The following is a 14697-nucleotide window of genomic DNA, read 5'->3' on the forward strand; positions in this document are numbered from 1 at the left end:
GATCATCATGAATCAGCAAGCATACGAGGCCGGTAAGAACGCGTACAAGCAGGGCGATCTTGCCACGGCGGTGGCCCAGCTCACCGCGGCGAAGGCACCGGGCGAGGTCTCGGGCGCCATCGACCACCTGCTTGGCAACTGCCTCATGAAGCTCGGTCGCTTCTCGGAGGCGGCGAACTCCTACGCGGACGCGCTCAGGGACGTGAACTACGGCCACTCCGGCGCGCTCGCCTGCAACCGCGGCCGCGCGCTCATCGCGGCCGGCAAGCCGCAGGAGGCCATCGCCTCGCTCACCCTCGCCGTTAAGGACGAGGGCTATGCGACGCCGTACAAGGCGTACACCGCGCTTGGCAACGCATACATGCGCGTCGGGAACGTGCGCGACGCCGGCGTCGCGTACCGCAACGCCGCAATCGACGAGAAGAACCCCGACCCCAGCTCCGCGCTTCGCAGCCTGGGCGGCTGCTTCATGCAGATGGGGCGCGCGGTCGACGCCGTGGAGGCGTACCGCACGGCGCTGGACTTCTCGTCCCCGCAGAGCAGCCAGAACGCCATCTACGGCGACCTCGGACTCGCGTACGTCGCGGCGAACCGCATGGCCGAGGCCGTCGACGCGTTCAACCGCGCGACGGCTGACGGGTCCTACACGCTGCGACCGGAGGCGCAGGCCGCCTACGACGCCGCGAAGAAGGCCGTCTCCGCGATCACCGATGGCGGTCCGTCCGAGACCGACGCGTTTCTCGCCGCGGCGGGATACGGCACCGGAGCCGCGATCGACCCGCTCGACCCCACGGGCCAGACGGGCGAGTTCATGCCGTCTCCCGAGGACACGGGATTCTTCTCCGTCAAGGAGGAGGACCTAGTCGCGCAGGACAAGAAGGCTCGCAAGGAGCGCAAGGTCCGTCGCAAGAAGAGCCACCGCGGGCTGAAGGTGTTCCTGACCATCCTCGTCATCCTGTTGATCGCGGCCGGCGCCGCGGGATTCGCGTACTACAAGGGCTACGGCTTCCCGACGCAGCAGTCTGTCGTCGAGGACCTGTTCGAGGCCGGGGCCTCCGGCAAGGACATCTCGCCCTACCTCGAGTCCGGCCTCTCCAGCGACGAGAGGGCGCAGATCAAGAGCCTGCTCCCGACCGGTTCCTCCAGCGTCTCGATCGACGGGCTGGACAAGTCGATGAGCAAGTCGACCGTCATGGCGACGGCGACGCTCTCCGCCGGCGGCGAGCAGAGCTACAAGATCTCGCTCGTGAGGGACGGCGTCACCTGGAAGGTGAAGTCCATCGCCCCGGTGTACGCATCCGGTGACGGCAAGGACGCCTCCGTCAGCGACACGAGCACCTCTGCAGCTGACACGACCGCTCAGAATAGTGGAACTGACGTGTCCACGAGCGATGCGAGCGCTTCCGAGGGCGCCTCTACGGGTACCATTTCCACGGGCGAATAGAGCAAGCCCCACAAAGTGAATGAGCGTCGGGCGAGACGGCCCGCATTGGATAGGATTGGGAGCAATGTCGATCATCGACTCACTCTTCGGCGAATATGACGGGGACCTGGCCATCGACCTCGGAACCGCGAACACCCTTGTCGCGGTTCGCGGCCGTGGCATCGTTCTGAACGAGCCCTCCGTCGTGGCCATCGACAAAAGCGAGGATCGAGTGCTCGCCGTCGGCGCCGACGCAAAGCGCATGATAGGCAGGACCCCTGGCTCGATCATCGCGGAGCGTCCCCTGAAGGACGGCGTCATCGCGGACTTCGACGTCACGGAGGTCATGCTCCGCTACTTCATAGAGAAGGCGCGCGGGAGCCACAGGTATCCCTGGTCGCCGAGGCCGAGGGTCGTCATCTGCGTCCCCTCCGGCGTCACGTCCGTGGAGAAGCGCGCGGTCTTCGAGGCGACGATCTCCGCCGGCGCGCGGCAGGCGTACCTCATCGAGGAGCCGATGGCCGCCGCCATCGGCGCGGACCTGCCCATAGAGGACCCCACGGGCTCCATGGTCGTGGACATCGGTGGCGGCACGACCGAGGTCGCCGTCATCGCAATGGGTGGCATCGTCGTGTCGCAGTCCATCAGGATCGCGGGCGACGAGTTCGACCAGACGATCCTCGAGCACGTGCGCGACGCGTACAACCTCTCCATCGGCGAGCGTACCGCCGAGGACATCAAGATCAAGGTCGGCTCCGCGGCTCCGCTCGCGGAGGAGCTCGACGTCGAGGTGAACGGCCGCGACGTGATGAGCGGGCTCCCGAAGAGCGTCAGAATCGAGTCCGAGGAGATAAGGCGCGCCCTCGACAAGCCTCTCGACGAGGTCACGAAGGCCGTCAAGGACGCGCTCGACGTCACGCCGCCCGACCTGGCATCGGACCTCATGTACTACGGCGTGCTGCTTACCGGTGGCGGCGGCATGCTCCGCGGCCTCGACCAGCGCCTTCGCGAGGAGACGGGCGTGCCCGTGAACGTGAGCCCGACGGCGCTAGAGAACGTCGTGAATGGTTGCGCAAAGGTCCTCGAGGCAAACGCCCTCTCCGGCGGCTTCGTCCAGAGCGCCAGCTAGCGGGTGAGCCAGGTGCCGACTCTAAACGGCGGGGGCCTCTCTTCCTCGGGACTGCACAAGGACAACTCGGGAAGCGGCGGTCGTCTCGCCGTCGTGTTCGTCGTACTCTCGCTCGTGATGTTCACCATGAGCGCACGCGAGACGAACGGCGGGTTCTTCACGACGGTCAGGGCCGTGTATTCCACGGTCACGACGCCCGTGCGCTACGTGGGCGTCGTGGTGACCGCGCCGTTCCAGGGGCTGGGAAACGTCTTCGCGAACCTCACCGCGAGCCAGAAGTCCCTCTCGGAGCTCAAGGAGGAGAACGAGAAGCTGAAGGCGCGCAACGCCGAGCTCGAGGAGGCGGAGAAGACCTCCGAGCGGCTCGAGGACCTGCTGAGCCTGCAGAGTACGTACAAGCTGAAGTCGAAGGCCGCGAGGATCATATCCGGGTCGACAGACTCCTGGAGCGACACCGTGACCATCGACAAGGGCTCCTCCTCGGGGCTCGCCGTCGGCATGCCGGTCACGGACTCGCGCGGCGCGATCGGGCAGATCGTGAGCTGCGGGGCGACGTCCTCGACGGTACGTCTCGTAACGGACGAGAACTCGAGCGTATCGGCGATGATCCAGTCGAGCAGGGCCCAGGGCATACTCGCCGGCAGCGCCGACGGGACGCTGCACCTGAATCTCATAAGCACCGACTCCACGGTGAAGGTGGGTGACACGGTCGTGACGAGCGGTCTTGGCGGAGTGTTCCCGAAGGGGCTGCCGCTTGGGACCGTCATGAGCGTGAACAAGTCGGCGGGCGCCCTGTACTACGAGATCGCAGTCAAGCCGTTCTCTACGACGGAGAACTTCGAGGAGGTGCTGGTCATAACGTCGCTGACGGAGGACCAGCGGGCGACGTCCGACGACATCGCCGCCGCGGACGCGCAGGAGTCGGAGGCCGTCAAGGGCGGAAGCGACTCCTCGACCTCGGACTCCTCGAGTTCCGACTCCTCGAAATCCGACTCGTCGGGCACGGACTCTTCCTCTACGAAGAGCGACTCGGGCGAGAAGAGCAGTGGCGACTAGGCGGACGGGGGTGACGTTGGGTGCAGGTCAAGGACTCTAACAGGAACAAGAGGAGCATCGGCTGGCTCGCGCTTGCATGCCTCGTGCTGCAGCTCGCCGTTGCCCCGAACTTCGGCATCGGCAACGGGCGCATCAACTTCGCCCTGATATTCAGCGCCGTCGTCGCCCTCACCATAGGTGGGCGAACGGGCGTGTTGTGCGGGTTTCTCGCCGGATTCGTGTTCGACCTCTCGACCACGGGACCTGTGGGCCTCATGGCGCTCCTGCTGACCGTCTCGTCCTTCCAGATGGGCATGGAGTGCAGGAACCGCCTCTCGGAGGACCTGGGACCGTCCGTCATCCTCTTCGCAATACACGCCCTTGTCGTGAGCCTTATGTATCACCTGGCGATGCTCATAGTGGGGCAGGCGAGCTCCGCGTTCGACGTGATCGTGCTGAGGATGCTGCCGACGTTCTTCCTGACCGTGCTCGCGTTCGCTCCTTTTGCGTACATCTACTCGCGTGGGGGTGGAAACGGTCTCGACCTGGGTAGGAAGAGTGCGCATGGGGGACATGCGAAGCACGGGTCAAAGTACAGCCTCGGCAAGCTATAGGGTCGCGATTTGAGTCCTATCGTCATCATAATCATCGTTCTCGCGCTGGTGCTGATAGCGCTTCTCGTCGCGTTCTTCCTGTTTGGGAGGGGCGAGACGCGCTTCAAGTTCGACATCGGCGGCGGGGCGCCCAGGGCGTCCGGCGGGTCTGACATGTCCACGGAGGGCGGCTTCAAGTCGAGGCTCTTCGGACTTGGCGTATTCTCCGGCTCGATCATCGCGGTGCTCCTGGCGAAGCTCTGGACGATGCAGCTGGTGTCCTCGAGCGAGTACAGCGAGCAGGCGGAGTCGAACAGGTCGAGGACCATATCGACGTCCGCCGCGCGCGGCCGCATCCTGGACAGGAACGGCGTCGAGCTCGTGAACAACAGGGCGAGCCTCACCGTCGTCGCGAAGAGCGACGTGGTGGACGACCCGATAGAGATGAAGCTCGTGGGCAACCTCATCGGCATGCCCGAGATGGCCGTCAAGCGCAAGATCGAGGACGCGACGGGAGGGGCCCAGAGCCTCAGGCCGATCGCCGTGGACGTGTCGCGGCGCGTCGTCGCGTTCATCGATGAGCACCAGTACGTGTTCAAGGGCATCAGCGTGGAGGAGAGGACCCAGCGCCACTACCCGCAGGGGAGCCTCGCGGCGCACGTGCTGGGCTACACGGGCACCGTGAGCTCCGAGCAGCTCAAGAAGTCCGGCACGCAGGACGATGACGCCAAGATCTCTTACGCGTCCGGCGACGTCGTGGGCCAGGCGGGCGTGGAGTACGAGTACGAGAACGTGCTCCAGGGCGTGAAGGGCGAGCAGAAGGTGTACGTGGACGCCTCCGGCAACGTCCTGAGCTACTCGAGCTCCGTGCAGCCGAGGAGCGGCTCGGACATCGTGCTGACGCTCGACGCTAACATCCAGCGCGCGGCGGAGGAGTCGCTTGCGAAGCGCATCCAGAAGCTGCGCGAGATGGGCAGGACGGACTGCCACGCCGGCTGCGCCATCGCGATGGACGTGACGAACGGCGAGATCCTCGCCATGGCGTCTGCGCCCACGTACTCGCCGAACGTGTTCGTCGGCGGCATCTCGAGCGAGGACTGGAAGAGCCTCTCGTCCGACGAGAGCCACTACCCGCTCATGAACCGCGCCATCGCGGGCCAGTACCCCTCCGCGTCCACCATCAAGCCACTCTCCGCGTTCGCGGCGCTGAACTACGGTATCGCGACGACCAGCTCGACGTACTACTGCTCAGGCTACTGGACGGGCTTCGGAAAGGGCTTCGGGCAGTACTGCTGGAAGCACAGCGGCCACGGCACGGTGAACATCCAGAGCGGCATCACGTACTCGTGCGACGTCGTGTTCTACGAGATAGGCAAGGGGTTCTTCTACTCTAAGGAGCCCGAGGGGCTACAGAAGACGTACAAGCGCTGGGGACTTGGCAAGAAGACGGGCATCGACCTGCCGAGCGAGTCCGCGGGCCGCGTGCCGACCCCCGAGTGGAAGTGGAAGTACTTCTCGTCCTCGTCCGAGGACGCGCGCACGTGGCAGGGCGGCGACACGACGAACCTCGTCATCGGCCAGGGCGACCTGCTGGTGACGCCACTGCAGATGCTGTGCGCGTACGCCGGCATCGCGCTGGACGGCACGATATACCGCCCGCACGTGCTGAGGTACGTGAAGAGCCCCATCGGCGACGGGTCCGTGGTGAAGTACAAGCCCGAGGTCGAGCGCAAGGTGACCGAGAAGCAGGCGTACATGGACGACATCCACCGCGGCCTGAAGGGCGTGATCTACGAGGAGTCCGAGGCGCAGACGGAGCATTTCACGAACCTCTCCGTCACCGTCGCCGGCAAGACGGGATCTGCCCAGACCTCGAAGTCGCAGCCGACGGGCTGGTTCATAGCGTACGCGCCGTACGAGGACCCGAAGTACGTCGTGGCGTCCGTCATCGAGTACGGCGGCTACGGCTCCGAGGGCGCCATGTACGTGGTGAGGGACATACTGGGACAGATCTACAACCAGCCGGACACCGCGACGTCGGTGGACAGCTCCGGCGTGCAGTAGGGAGGGGGCGACATGGCCCAGAAGAACTCCGCCGAGGGGGCGAAGGTGAACGAGAAGGGCCTCGGCTCCTTCTCGGCGTTCTACTCTCACATCATGAACCGCCGCGGGATCGCGCCACGGCCGTCCGCCGGGCGAACCATCGCCCGCGGCTCCGTCTACGTTCCGCAGCTCATTCCCGCAATCCTTCTGGTGGTGTACGGCGCCGTCGTCATCTGGTCCGCGTCGCTCTCCATCGCGGACGCGAGGTTCTCAAGGCACCTCGTGGGCATTGCGATCGGCTTGGTCATGGCGGTGCTCATCTGGCGCTACGACTACCGCGCGCTCGCGAACATGACGACGGCGATGCTCGTGACGATCGTGATCCTCATGTTCCTGCCGAAGGTGCCGGGGCTCAGCTACACGGCGCTCGGCATGACGGGCTGGATCAGGATCCCGATCATCGGCATGACGTACCAGCCGTCGGAGCTCGCGAAGCTCGTGACCATCTACCTCATGGCCGCGCTGGGCGCCCAGTACAACGGCAAGGTCGACACCCTGAGGGACTACCTCAAGCTCTGCGGCATCCTGTGCGTGCCGTTCCTGCTCATCCTGACGCAGCCCGACCTGGGCACGGGCCTCATCATCCTTGTGACCGGCGCCGCCATCATCATCTGCGCCGGCGCCAAGCGGTCGTGGGTCATCGTGACCATCGCCGGCATCGTGGCGCTCGCGACCCTCGTCGTCGTGATGTCGATGACCCCAGGCGTGCCTCACCCGCTGAAGCAGTACCAGCTCAACCGACTCATCGTGTTCGCGGACCCCTCCGTGGACCCCTCGGGCAACGGCTACAACCTCCAGCAGGCGAAGATCGCCGTCGGCTCCGGCGGCATGTTCGGCAAGGGCATCGGCAAGGCGACGCAGGCTGGTGGCGGCTTCCTTCCCGAGGCGCACACGGACTTCGTCTTCGCGCTTCTCGCCGAGGAGTTTGGCTTCGTGGGCTCCGTGGTGCTGCTGATGCTGTTCGCGGCGCTCATATTCTCGACCATTCTCCTCGCGATGAGGATCGAGTCCCCGTTTGGGAAGCTCGTGCTCGTGGGGTGCGCTACGATGTGGTCGTTCCAGCTTCTGCAGAACGTGGGCATGTGCATAGGCATCATGCCCATCACCGGCATCCCGCTGCCGTTCGTGAGCTACGGCTCATCCTCGATGTCCGTGCAGATAGCGGCGGTGGGAATGGTGCAGTCCGTCTGGCACCACAAGCCGAAGGCGGCGTAGCGCCGCGTTCGTAAACGACGCCCGCGAGGTGAGGTTATGCCCAAGAAGAGCAAAGTTTCGCTTGGCGACATCGCAGACATCCTGCGTGCCGGCCAGAGGAGCGAGAAGGACAGGTCGACGCCGCTCGGCGTCCTTGTGGTGGTGGACACGAGCGCCGCGAGGGACGTGGTGCTTGCGGTGAAGGACGCGTTCATGCCGCGGCAGGCCACGGCGACGGTGCGCGTGGAGTCGCTCGCAGCGTCAGAGCCGCCGGCACCGGGCTGGGACGCGGCCGTGGTGGTGGCGGGCGCGCACGTCGCGGCCGCGGAGCGCATGGCGGAGGGCCTCGCCCGCTGCGGCGTGCCCGTGGGCCTGGTGGTGGACTCCGTGCTGGACCTGGGCGCGAACGACCTTCCGGAGGAGGTCGCGGCCCTGGTGAGCGCCGTGCCCGCGTCGGGCGCGGACGCCGTGCGCGCCAACCTCGCCGACTGGCTGGTTGACGCCGCGGGCGAGAAGGGCATCGCCTTCGCCGCGAGCTTCCCGTTCTGCCGCGACCAGAAGGTGCGCGAGCTCGTGAGGACGAGCGCGCTTCAGAACGCGGCGGTCGGCGCCGTGCAGGTGCTGCCGAGCGCCGACCTCCCCATAATGACGGTGCGCCAGGCGAAGCTGGCGCTGGACGTGGCGGCCGCGTGCGGGCACCCCGTGTCCGTCGCGAGCTCGGCGGACGTCGCGGCCGTCATAGCGGCGGGGCTCGCGTGGCGCGAGGTGGCGCGCCGCGCGACGCAGGTCGTGCCCGTGCCGCAGTGGGCCGTAAAGGCTGCCGTGGGCTTTGCCGGAACCGTGGCGACGGGCGCGGCCGCGCGCCTGCGCAACGACCCGCCCGTGCTGCCGGACGTGGGAGACCTCGTGGCGGGATCGGCCGTGGGGCCGATCGTGGAGGCGGCGGCGCGGGTGGCGAGCCGCGCCGCGAAGGCCGTGGGCGAGCGAACTGGCGCGGCCAGCGGGCAGCGACAGGAAGAGGCCCCCGCACGTGCGGAAGGCGCGCGCCGCACGCTGCCGGCGCCGTGCGAGGCGACGGGCCGCGAGCGCGGCCGCGACGACGACTACGTGGTGATATCTGGGGGATGCGATGAGGCTTAGGCGAGAAGACCTGTACCCGCGGCTGGAGCCGCTTCTTGGGCAGGTGGCAAAGCCCTCCCGCTACCTCGACCACGAGTGGGGCGCCATCGAGGAGCAGGACGGCCCGTTCCACGTGGTGCTCATGTACCCGGACGTGTACGAGGTCGGCCTTCCCAACATGGGCCTCTCCATCCTGTACACGGCGATCAACCGCGTGGAGGGCATGTCGTGCGAGCGCGGCTACCTGCCGTGGGTGGACATGGCCGACCTCATGCGCGCAAAGGAAGTGCCGCTGCTTGCGCTGGAGAGCTCTTCTCCCATAGCGTCGTTCGACGTCGTGGGCTTCACGCTCGCGCACGAGATGGCGTGCACGAACATCGTGGAGGCGCTCGACCTCTCGCGCATCCCCATCCGCGCGGAAGAGCGCGCGCAGGACGATCCCATCGTCGTGGCGGGCGGGCCGTCCGTGTGGAACTGCGAGCCGGTCTCGCCCATGTTCGACGCGGTGCTGCTGGGCGACGGCGAGGAGGCCATGGTAGAAATCTGCTCGTGCGTGCGCGACGCGCGCGCAAGGGACCTTTCCAGGCGCGACATCCTGCTCGCGCTCTCGCGCGTCCAGGGCGTGTACGTGCCGAGCCTGTACGACGTGGTCGTGGACGAGACGTCTACGCAGTGGGGCTATGCCGTCCCGAAGCCCAAGACGGGCGCGCCCGCGGTGGTGTACAAGCGAAGCCTGCAGGGCTTCTCGTCCACGGAGCCCGTGCCGCAGAGGATCGTGCCGTACATGGACGTGGTGCAGGACCGCCTTGCCGTCGAGGTGCTGCGCGGCTGCGCGCGTGGCTGCCGTTTCTGCCAGGCGGGCATGACGTACCGCCCGGTGCGCGAGCGCCCGGCGGAGCAGGTGGTGGCCGCGGCGCGCGAGGGCCTTGCGCTCACCGGGCACGACGAGGTGTCGCTCACGTCGCTCTCCACGACGGACCACTCGCAGTGCGCGCAGATCCTGCACGCCCTGAATGAGGACGTCCGCGGCACGGGCGTGCGCGTGTCCATCCCGTCGCAGCGCCTGGACTCGTTTGGCGTCGAGATGGCGGCGGAGGTGGGCGGCTCCAAGCGCGGCGGGCTCACGTTCGCGCCCGAGGCCGGCAGCCAGCGCCTGCGCGACGTCATCAACAAGAACGTGACCGAGAAGGACATAGACACCGCGGCCGAGAACGCGTTCCGCAACGGATGGCGCCGCATGAAGCTGTACTTCATGATGGGCCTGCCGACCGAGACGGACGACGACATCGTGGCGATCAACCAGACCGCCGACCGCGTGCTCGAGATCGGCCGCAGCGTCGTCGGCAGGGGTCCGAAGAGCGGCGTGAGCGTGTCCATCTCCGTCGCGGTGTTCGTGCCGAAGGCGTACACGCCGTTCCAGTGGTGCGGGCAGCTGGACCTCGAGGAGGTGCGCCGCCGGCAGCAGCTGCTGCTGGGCACCTGCCCGGACCACGCCATCAAGATCTCGTACCACGACGCGGAGGTGTCGCTGATCGAGGCCGTGCTCTCGAAGGTGGGGCGCCGCGGCTTCGACCTCATCCTCGCGGCGTGGCGGCACGGCTGCCGCTTCGACGCGTGGACGGACCAGTTCTCGTTCGAGCGCTGGACGGACGCGGCCGCCGAGGTGGGCATGGACCTGGAGGCGATCGCCGCCGCGGACACGCCGCTCGACGCGCGCCTGCCGTGGGAGCACACGTCGCCGGCCGTGTCGCAGGGGTTCCTGAGGCGCGAGTACCGCCGCGCGGCGCAGGGCGTGACGACGCCGGGCTGCACGAGGGAGAGCTGCGTGGGCTGCGGCGTGTGCCCGAAGCTCGGTGTGGAGAACGCGATCGTGGGGGACAGGCATGGCAGACACTAGCAACCAGTCGCGGCTGCGCGTGAGGTATCGCAAGGACGGGCGCCTGGCCTACCTGGGCCACCTCGAGGTGCTTGGCACCATCAACCGCTCCATCAGGCGATCCGGCGTGCCGTTTGCCGTGGGCAACGGCTTCGCGCGGCGCATCAGGCTCCAGTTCTCGCAGGCGCTGCCCGTGGGCGCGTCGTCTTTGGGGGAGTACTACGACCTCATGGTGACGGAGCGCCTTGAGCCCGCCCGCGCGCTCCGGATGCTGCGGGACGCAACGCCGCGCGGGCTCGCGCCGGACGCTGCGGCGTACGTGTCGCGCCGGCTCCCCGCGCTCGAGGCGTGGGTGAACCGCGCGGACTGGGACGTGACGGTGCGCGGCCTGCGCTCGGCGGACGCGCTCGCAGCGGCGCTCGCGGACCTGAGGGAGATAGGCGAGCTCCACTACATGAGGGGCGAGAAGCCCAAGTCCATCGACCTCGGTCGCGCGCTGGTGTCGTGGGACGTGGCGCCGTGCGAGGAGGGGCTCCGCGTCCTTCTCGCCACGCGCTCCTCGAACGACGGGGCGCTGCGACCGCAGGTGCTGCTGGACGCGGCGTTCGCGACTGAGCGCCTTGCGGCGGACGTCGCGGAGGCGGGGCGCCCGACGCTTTCCGTGTGCCGCGTGGGGCAGTGGCACGAGGGCGAAGATGGCAATCTCGTGGAGCCGCTCCCAACCGACGGCGAGGGCGCCTGAACGCAGGTATTCTGTGCTAGGCGTGTTCTGCGTGTGAACGACGTTTCCCCGTTGACTCTGCAGGTCATCGCTAGTAAGATGTTCAGCTGTTGCACTAGAACCAGTAATGAAGGGTTAACACATGTACGCAATCGTTACCACTGGTGGCAAGCAGTATAAGGTTGCCAAGGGCGACATCTTCGATGTCGAGAAGCTCGACGCGCAGCCTGGCGACAAGGTCAAGCTTGACGTCCTCATGCTTAATGATGGCAAGAAGACCGTCGTTGACGCTGCCACGCTCGCAAAGAAGAAGGTCACCTGCGAGGTGCTCGACCAGTACAAGGGCGAGAAGGTCCTCGTCTTCAAGCTCAAGAAGCGCAAGCGCTATCACCGCACCAAGGGTCACCGTCAGAACCTGACGAAGCTCCAGGTCACCTCTATGCCGACCACCAGGACTGCCGCAAAGTCTGCCTCTACCGAGGAGGCCGCAGAGTAGTCTTCATAGTTTCAAGTCTCCAAGCTACGTAGAGAGCAGGTAACAGAATGGCTCACAAGAAAGGCCAGGGTACTTCCCGTAACGGTCGCGACTCCAACGCACAGCGCCTCGGCACCAAGATCTTTGGCGGCCAGGCCGTGAAGACCGGCCAGATCATCGTTCGCCAGCGTGGCACGCACATTACCCCGGGCGACAACGTCGGCCGCGGCAAGGACGACACCCTGTTCGCCCTCGCAGACGGCACCGTCGAGTTCGTTAAGGGCAAGAAGCACTACGTGCACGTCCGCACCGCCTAGTTGCGGCACAACAATGCGAATGACACCCTGGGCCCCTGGTCCGGGGTGTTTTTCTATCTTGGCGGACATGTGCGAGACCACGTCGAATGTCGGGTCAGGATGCCTTACCATTTGACACAGCCAAGGAGGTAGAGAATGCCAACCAACACATTCACCGACGTATGCCGCATCAACGTGAAGGGCGGGGACGGCGGCGCGGGATGCATGTCGTTCCGGCGCGAGGCGCACGTGCCGAAGGGCGGGCCCGACGGCGGCGACGGCGGACGCGGCGGCGACGTGGTGCTCGAGACCGACCCGCAGCTCTCGTCGCTCATCGACTACCGCTTCAAGCACCACTTCCGCGCCGAGAGGGGAACCCACGGCAAGGGCGCGCGCAAGCACGGCAAGGACGGGCAGGACCTCGTCCTGAAGGTGCCGCTGGGCACCGTGGTGCACGAGCTCGACCCCCAGACCATGGAGCCGCTCTACGACATCGCGGACCTCACGAAGGTGGGGCAGAGGGCCGTGGTGGCGCCTGGCGGCGTGGGAGGCCGCGGAAACATCCACTTCGTCACTTCCGTGCGCCGCGCGCCGGCGTTCGCCGAGAAGGGCGAGCCCTCCCAGGAGCACTGGATCGAGCTCGAGATGAAGCTCATGGCGGACGCGGCGCTCGTGGGCATGCCGTCCGTTGGCAAGAGCTCCATCATCGCGCGGATATCCGCAGCGCGCCCGAAGATTGCCGACTACCCGTTCACGACCCTTGTGCCGAACCTCGGCATGGTGCGTGCGAAGGACGGCTCGTCGTTCGTCGTCGCGGACGTCCCCGGACTCATCGAGGGCGCAAGCGAGGGCAAGGGCCTTGGGCACCAGTTCCTGCGCCACATAGAGCGCACGGCGCTCATCCTGCACGTCGTGGACGTGACGGGCGGCTACGAGGGCCGCGACCCCGTCGAGGACTACCGTGCCATCAACCACGAGCTGGACGCGTACGCCGCGGAGCTCGCGGAGCGCCCGCAGATCGTGGTCGCGAACAAGTGCGACATGCCCGGCGTGGAGGACGCCGTCAGGCGCCTGCGCGAGGAGGCCGAGAGGGACGGCCGCCCGTTCTTCTCGGTGTCCGCCGTGACGGGCAAGGGCATGGACGAGCTGGTGTCCAGGACCGCCGCCGAGGTGAGGGCCCTGAGGAGCGCCGTCGAGACGGAGGAGGACGCGGAGTCCAGCGTCGCGCTGAACCAGGGCGCGGAGCTGCTGCGCCGCCGCAGGGACGTCATGGTCTCCATCAAGAGCGAGTCCGCCGGAATCTGGCGCGTTTCCGGCGGAGCCGTGGAGCGCATGGTCATCCAGACGGACTGGGACAACGACGAGGCCATCGCCTACCTGCAGCACAGGTTCGACAGGATCGGCCTGGACGACAAGCTAGCCGCGGCCGGCTGCAGAAACGGGGACGAGGTCAGGATCCTGGGCTACAGCTTCACGTACGAGAGCCCGGAGGACGAGGACGACTTCGACGAGCTGGACGACGCGGACGACTCGATGCTCGCCGGGCTCGAGGACGGGGGCGCGCCCGAGGTCGAGGTCGTGGAAGTGCAGGCGGGGGAGTAGGAATGGAGAGCATCTTCGAGGCCCCCAACGTCGTCGTCGTGAAGGTGGGCTCGTCCACGCTGGTGGACGAGCTCGGACGCCCGGACCGCATGTTCATAGGGTCGCTGTGCGACCAGGCGGCAGACCTGCAGAAGCGGGGCTACCACGTAGTGATCGTGTCCTCGGGCGCCGTCGCGGCCGGCATGGAGAGGCTGGGCCTGGACGCGCGGCCGACCGACATGCCCGGTCGCCAGGCGTGCGCCGCGGCAGGACAGGCGGCGCTCACGGAGGTGTACGCGGAGCAGCTTGCGCGGCGCGGCGTGCCGTGCGGCCAGGTGCTCCTGACCCGTAGGGACCTGACGGACCGCGAGGGCTACCTGAACGCCCGGAACACGCTCGGCAGGATGCTGGAGCTGGGGGCCGTCCCCGTGGTGAACGAGAACGACACCGTGTCGTTCACGGAGTTCAACTTCGGCGACAACGACATGCTCGGCGCCATAGTCGCGGCGATGCTGAACGCGGACCTGTACGTGATCCTATCGGACATCGACGGGCTGTACACCGCGAACCCCGCGAAGGACCCCACGGCGCGCCTCGTGCCGCGCGTCGAGGAGGTGACGCCACAGATATCCGCGATGGCCGGCGGGGCGGGCTCCGCCATCGGAACGGGCGGCATGGCTTCGAAGGTGCGTGCGGCGCGCGCGATGATTGCGGCCGGCGTGCCCATGGTTGTGTGCCGCGGACGCGAGCACGACTCGTTCAGGCGCGTCGTCGAGGGAGAGGGGCTTGGCACCAGGTTCGAGGCGCCGGCGGGGGTCCAGCACGAGAGCGCCCGCAAGCTCTGGATAGGCCTCGCCGAGATGCCGCGTGGGTCCGTCGTCCTGGACGCGGGAGCGAGTCGGGCTATCCTGGAGCGCGGCGCGTCCGTGCTTCCCGTGGGCGTCACGGGCGCGGAGGGGCGCTTCTCGTCCGGCGACGTCGTGAACGTGGTCTCCGCGGACGGCGCGCTCCTGGGGCGCGGCATCACACGCTACTCGTCCGAGGACATCGGGCGCGTGCACGGGCTCCGGCTCGACGTGATCGCGCGCTTCATGCCCGAGAAGGACGGCCAGCCCGTCATACACCGCGACGAGCTCCTGGTGTTCTAGGGGG

At 67.3% G+C, this 14697-nt stretch carries 13 protein-coding genes; all 13 read left to right on the plus strand.

Annotated elements, in window-relative coordinates; genetic code table 11:
• Positions 1 to 7: 7 nt before the first annotated feature.
• The 13 genes from HF885_RS06175 to proB all read left to right on the plus strand — a co-directional run bounded on the left by HF885_RS06175 (position 8) and on the right by proB (position 14693).
• Positions 8 to 1444: a tetratricopeptide repeat protein gene (locus HF885_RS06175; RefSeq protein WP_170104074.1), complete on the plus strand. Its 1437-nt coding sequence runs from the start codon at positions 8 to 10 to the stop codon at positions 1442 to 1444.
• Between the two features lie 64 nt (positions 1445 to 1508).
• Positions 1509 to 2552, plus strand: a complete 1044-nt coding sequence (locus HF885_RS06180) for a rod shape-determining protein (protein ID WP_090846537.1) — start codon at positions 1509 to 1511, stop codon at positions 2550 to 2552.
• Positions 2553 to 2564: 12 nt separating this feature from the next.
• Positions 2565 to 3608, plus strand: coding sequence for a rod shape-determining protein MreC (gene mreC / locus HF885_RS06185; protein ID WP_328804342.1), 1044 nt, complete (start codon positions 2565 to 2567; stop codon positions 3606 to 3608).
• Between the two features lie 20 nt (positions 3609 to 3628).
• Positions 3629 to 4201, plus strand: coding sequence for a rod shape-determining protein MreD (gene mreD, locus HF885_RS06190; RefSeq protein ID WP_170104075.1), 573 nt, complete (start codon positions 3629 to 3631; stop codon positions 4199 to 4201).
• A gap of 9 nt (positions 4202 to 4210) precedes the next feature.
• A complete protein-coding gene (mrdA, locus tag HF885_RS06195; protein ID WP_170104076.1) occupies positions 4211 to 6244 on the plus strand; it encodes a penicillin-binding protein 2 in 2034 nt (677 codons plus the stop codon).
• A 93-nt stretch (positions 6245 to 6337) separates the two neighbouring features.
• Positions 6338 to 7498 carry an FtsW/RodA/SpoVE family cell cycle protein gene (locus tag HF885_RS06200; RefSeq protein WP_170104174.1) on the plus strand — a complete coding sequence of 387 codons (1161 nt, stop codon included), beginning with the start codon at positions 6338 to 6340 and terminating at the stop codon, positions 7496 to 7498.
• 36 nt (positions 7499 to 7534) lie between these two features.
• A complete protein-coding gene (locus HF885_RS06205; protein WP_170104077.1) occupies positions 7535 to 8617 on the plus strand; it encodes a hypothetical protein in 1083 nt (360 codons plus the stop codon).
• Entirely contained in the window at positions 8607 to 10493 is a 1887-nt protein-coding gene (locus tag HF885_RS06210) for a TIGR03960 family B12-binding radical SAM protein (RefSeq protein ID WP_170104078.1), read from the plus strand. The genes HF885_RS06205 and HF885_RS06210 overlap by 11 nt, the downstream gene beginning before the upstream one ends.
• Entirely contained in the window at positions 10480 to 11214 is a 735-nt protein-coding gene (locus HF885_RS06215; RefSeq protein WP_170104079.1) for a TIGR03936 family radical SAM-associated protein, read from the plus strand. Before HF885_RS06210 ends, HF885_RS06215 begins: the two co-directional genes overlap by 14 nt.
• A gap of 121 nt (positions 11215 to 11335) precedes the next feature.
• Positions 11336 to 11689, plus strand: coding sequence for a 50S ribosomal protein L21 (gene rplU / locus HF885_RS06220; RefSeq protein WP_170104080.1), 354 nt, complete (start codon positions 11336 to 11338; stop codon positions 11687 to 11689).
• Between the two features lie 47 nt (positions 11690 to 11736).
• Complete coding sequence (gene rpmA, locus HF885_RS06225) at positions 11737 to 11985, plus strand: 50S ribosomal protein L27 (protein ID WP_090846519.1); 249 nt, start codon at positions 11737 to 11739, stop codon at positions 11983 to 11985.
• A gap of 135 nt (positions 11986 to 12120) precedes the next feature.
• Positions 12121 to 13566, plus strand: coding sequence for a GTPase ObgE (gene obgE / locus HF885_RS06230; protein ID WP_170104081.1), 1446 nt, complete (start codon positions 12121 to 12123; stop codon positions 13564 to 13566).
• 2 nt (positions 13567 to 13568) lie between these two features.
• Complete coding sequence (proB, locus tag HF885_RS06235) at positions 13569 to 14693, plus strand: glutamate 5-kinase (RefSeq protein WP_170104083.1); 1125 nt, start codon at positions 13569 to 13571, stop codon at positions 14691 to 14693.
• The last annotated feature ends 4 nt before the right edge of the window (positions 14694 to 14697 follow it).

The organism is Parafannyhessea umbonata (assembly GCF_012844235.1).
Taxonomy (GTDB): domain Bacteria; phylum Actinomycetota; class Coriobacteriia; order Coriobacteriales; family Atopobiaceae; genus Parafannyhessea.

Coding starts and splice junctions, on each gene's coding strand:
- HF885_RS06175 (WP_170104074.1), top strand. CDS start 8: ATGAATCAGCAAGCATACGAGGCCGGTAAGAACGCGTACAAGCAGGGC.
- HF885_RS06180 (WP_090846537.1), top strand. CDS start 1,509: ATGTCGATCATCGACTCACTCTTCGGCGAATATGACGGGGACCTGGCC.
- HF885_RS06200 (WP_170104174.1), top strand. CDS start 6,338: ATGAACCGCCGCGGGATCGCGCCACGGCCGTCCGCCGGGCGAACCATC.
- HF885_RS06205 (WP_170104077.1), top strand. CDS start 7,535: ATGCCCAAGAAGAGCAAAGTTTCGCTTGGCGACATCGCAGACATCCTG.
- HF885_RS06210 (WP_170104078.1), top strand. CDS start 8,607: ATGAGGCTTAGGCGAGAAGACCTGTACCCGCGGCTGGAGCCGCTTCTT.
- HF885_RS06215 (WP_170104079.1), top strand. CDS start 10,480: ATGGCAGACACTAGCAACCAGTCGCGGCTGCGCGTGAGGTATCGCAAG.
- rplU (WP_170104080.1), top strand. CDS start 11,336: ATGTACGCAATCGTTACCACTGGTGGCAAGCAGTATAAGGTTGCCAAG.
- rpmA (WP_090846519.1), top strand. CDS start 11,737: ATGGCTCACAAGAAAGGCCAGGGTACTTCCCGTAACGGTCGCGACTCC.
- obgE (WP_170104081.1), top strand. CDS start 12,121: ATGCCAACCAACACATTCACCGACGTATGCCGCATCAACGTGAAGGGC.
- proB (WP_170104083.1), top strand. CDS start 13,569: ATGGAGAGCATCTTCGAGGCCCCCAACGTCGTCGTCGTGAAGGTGGGC.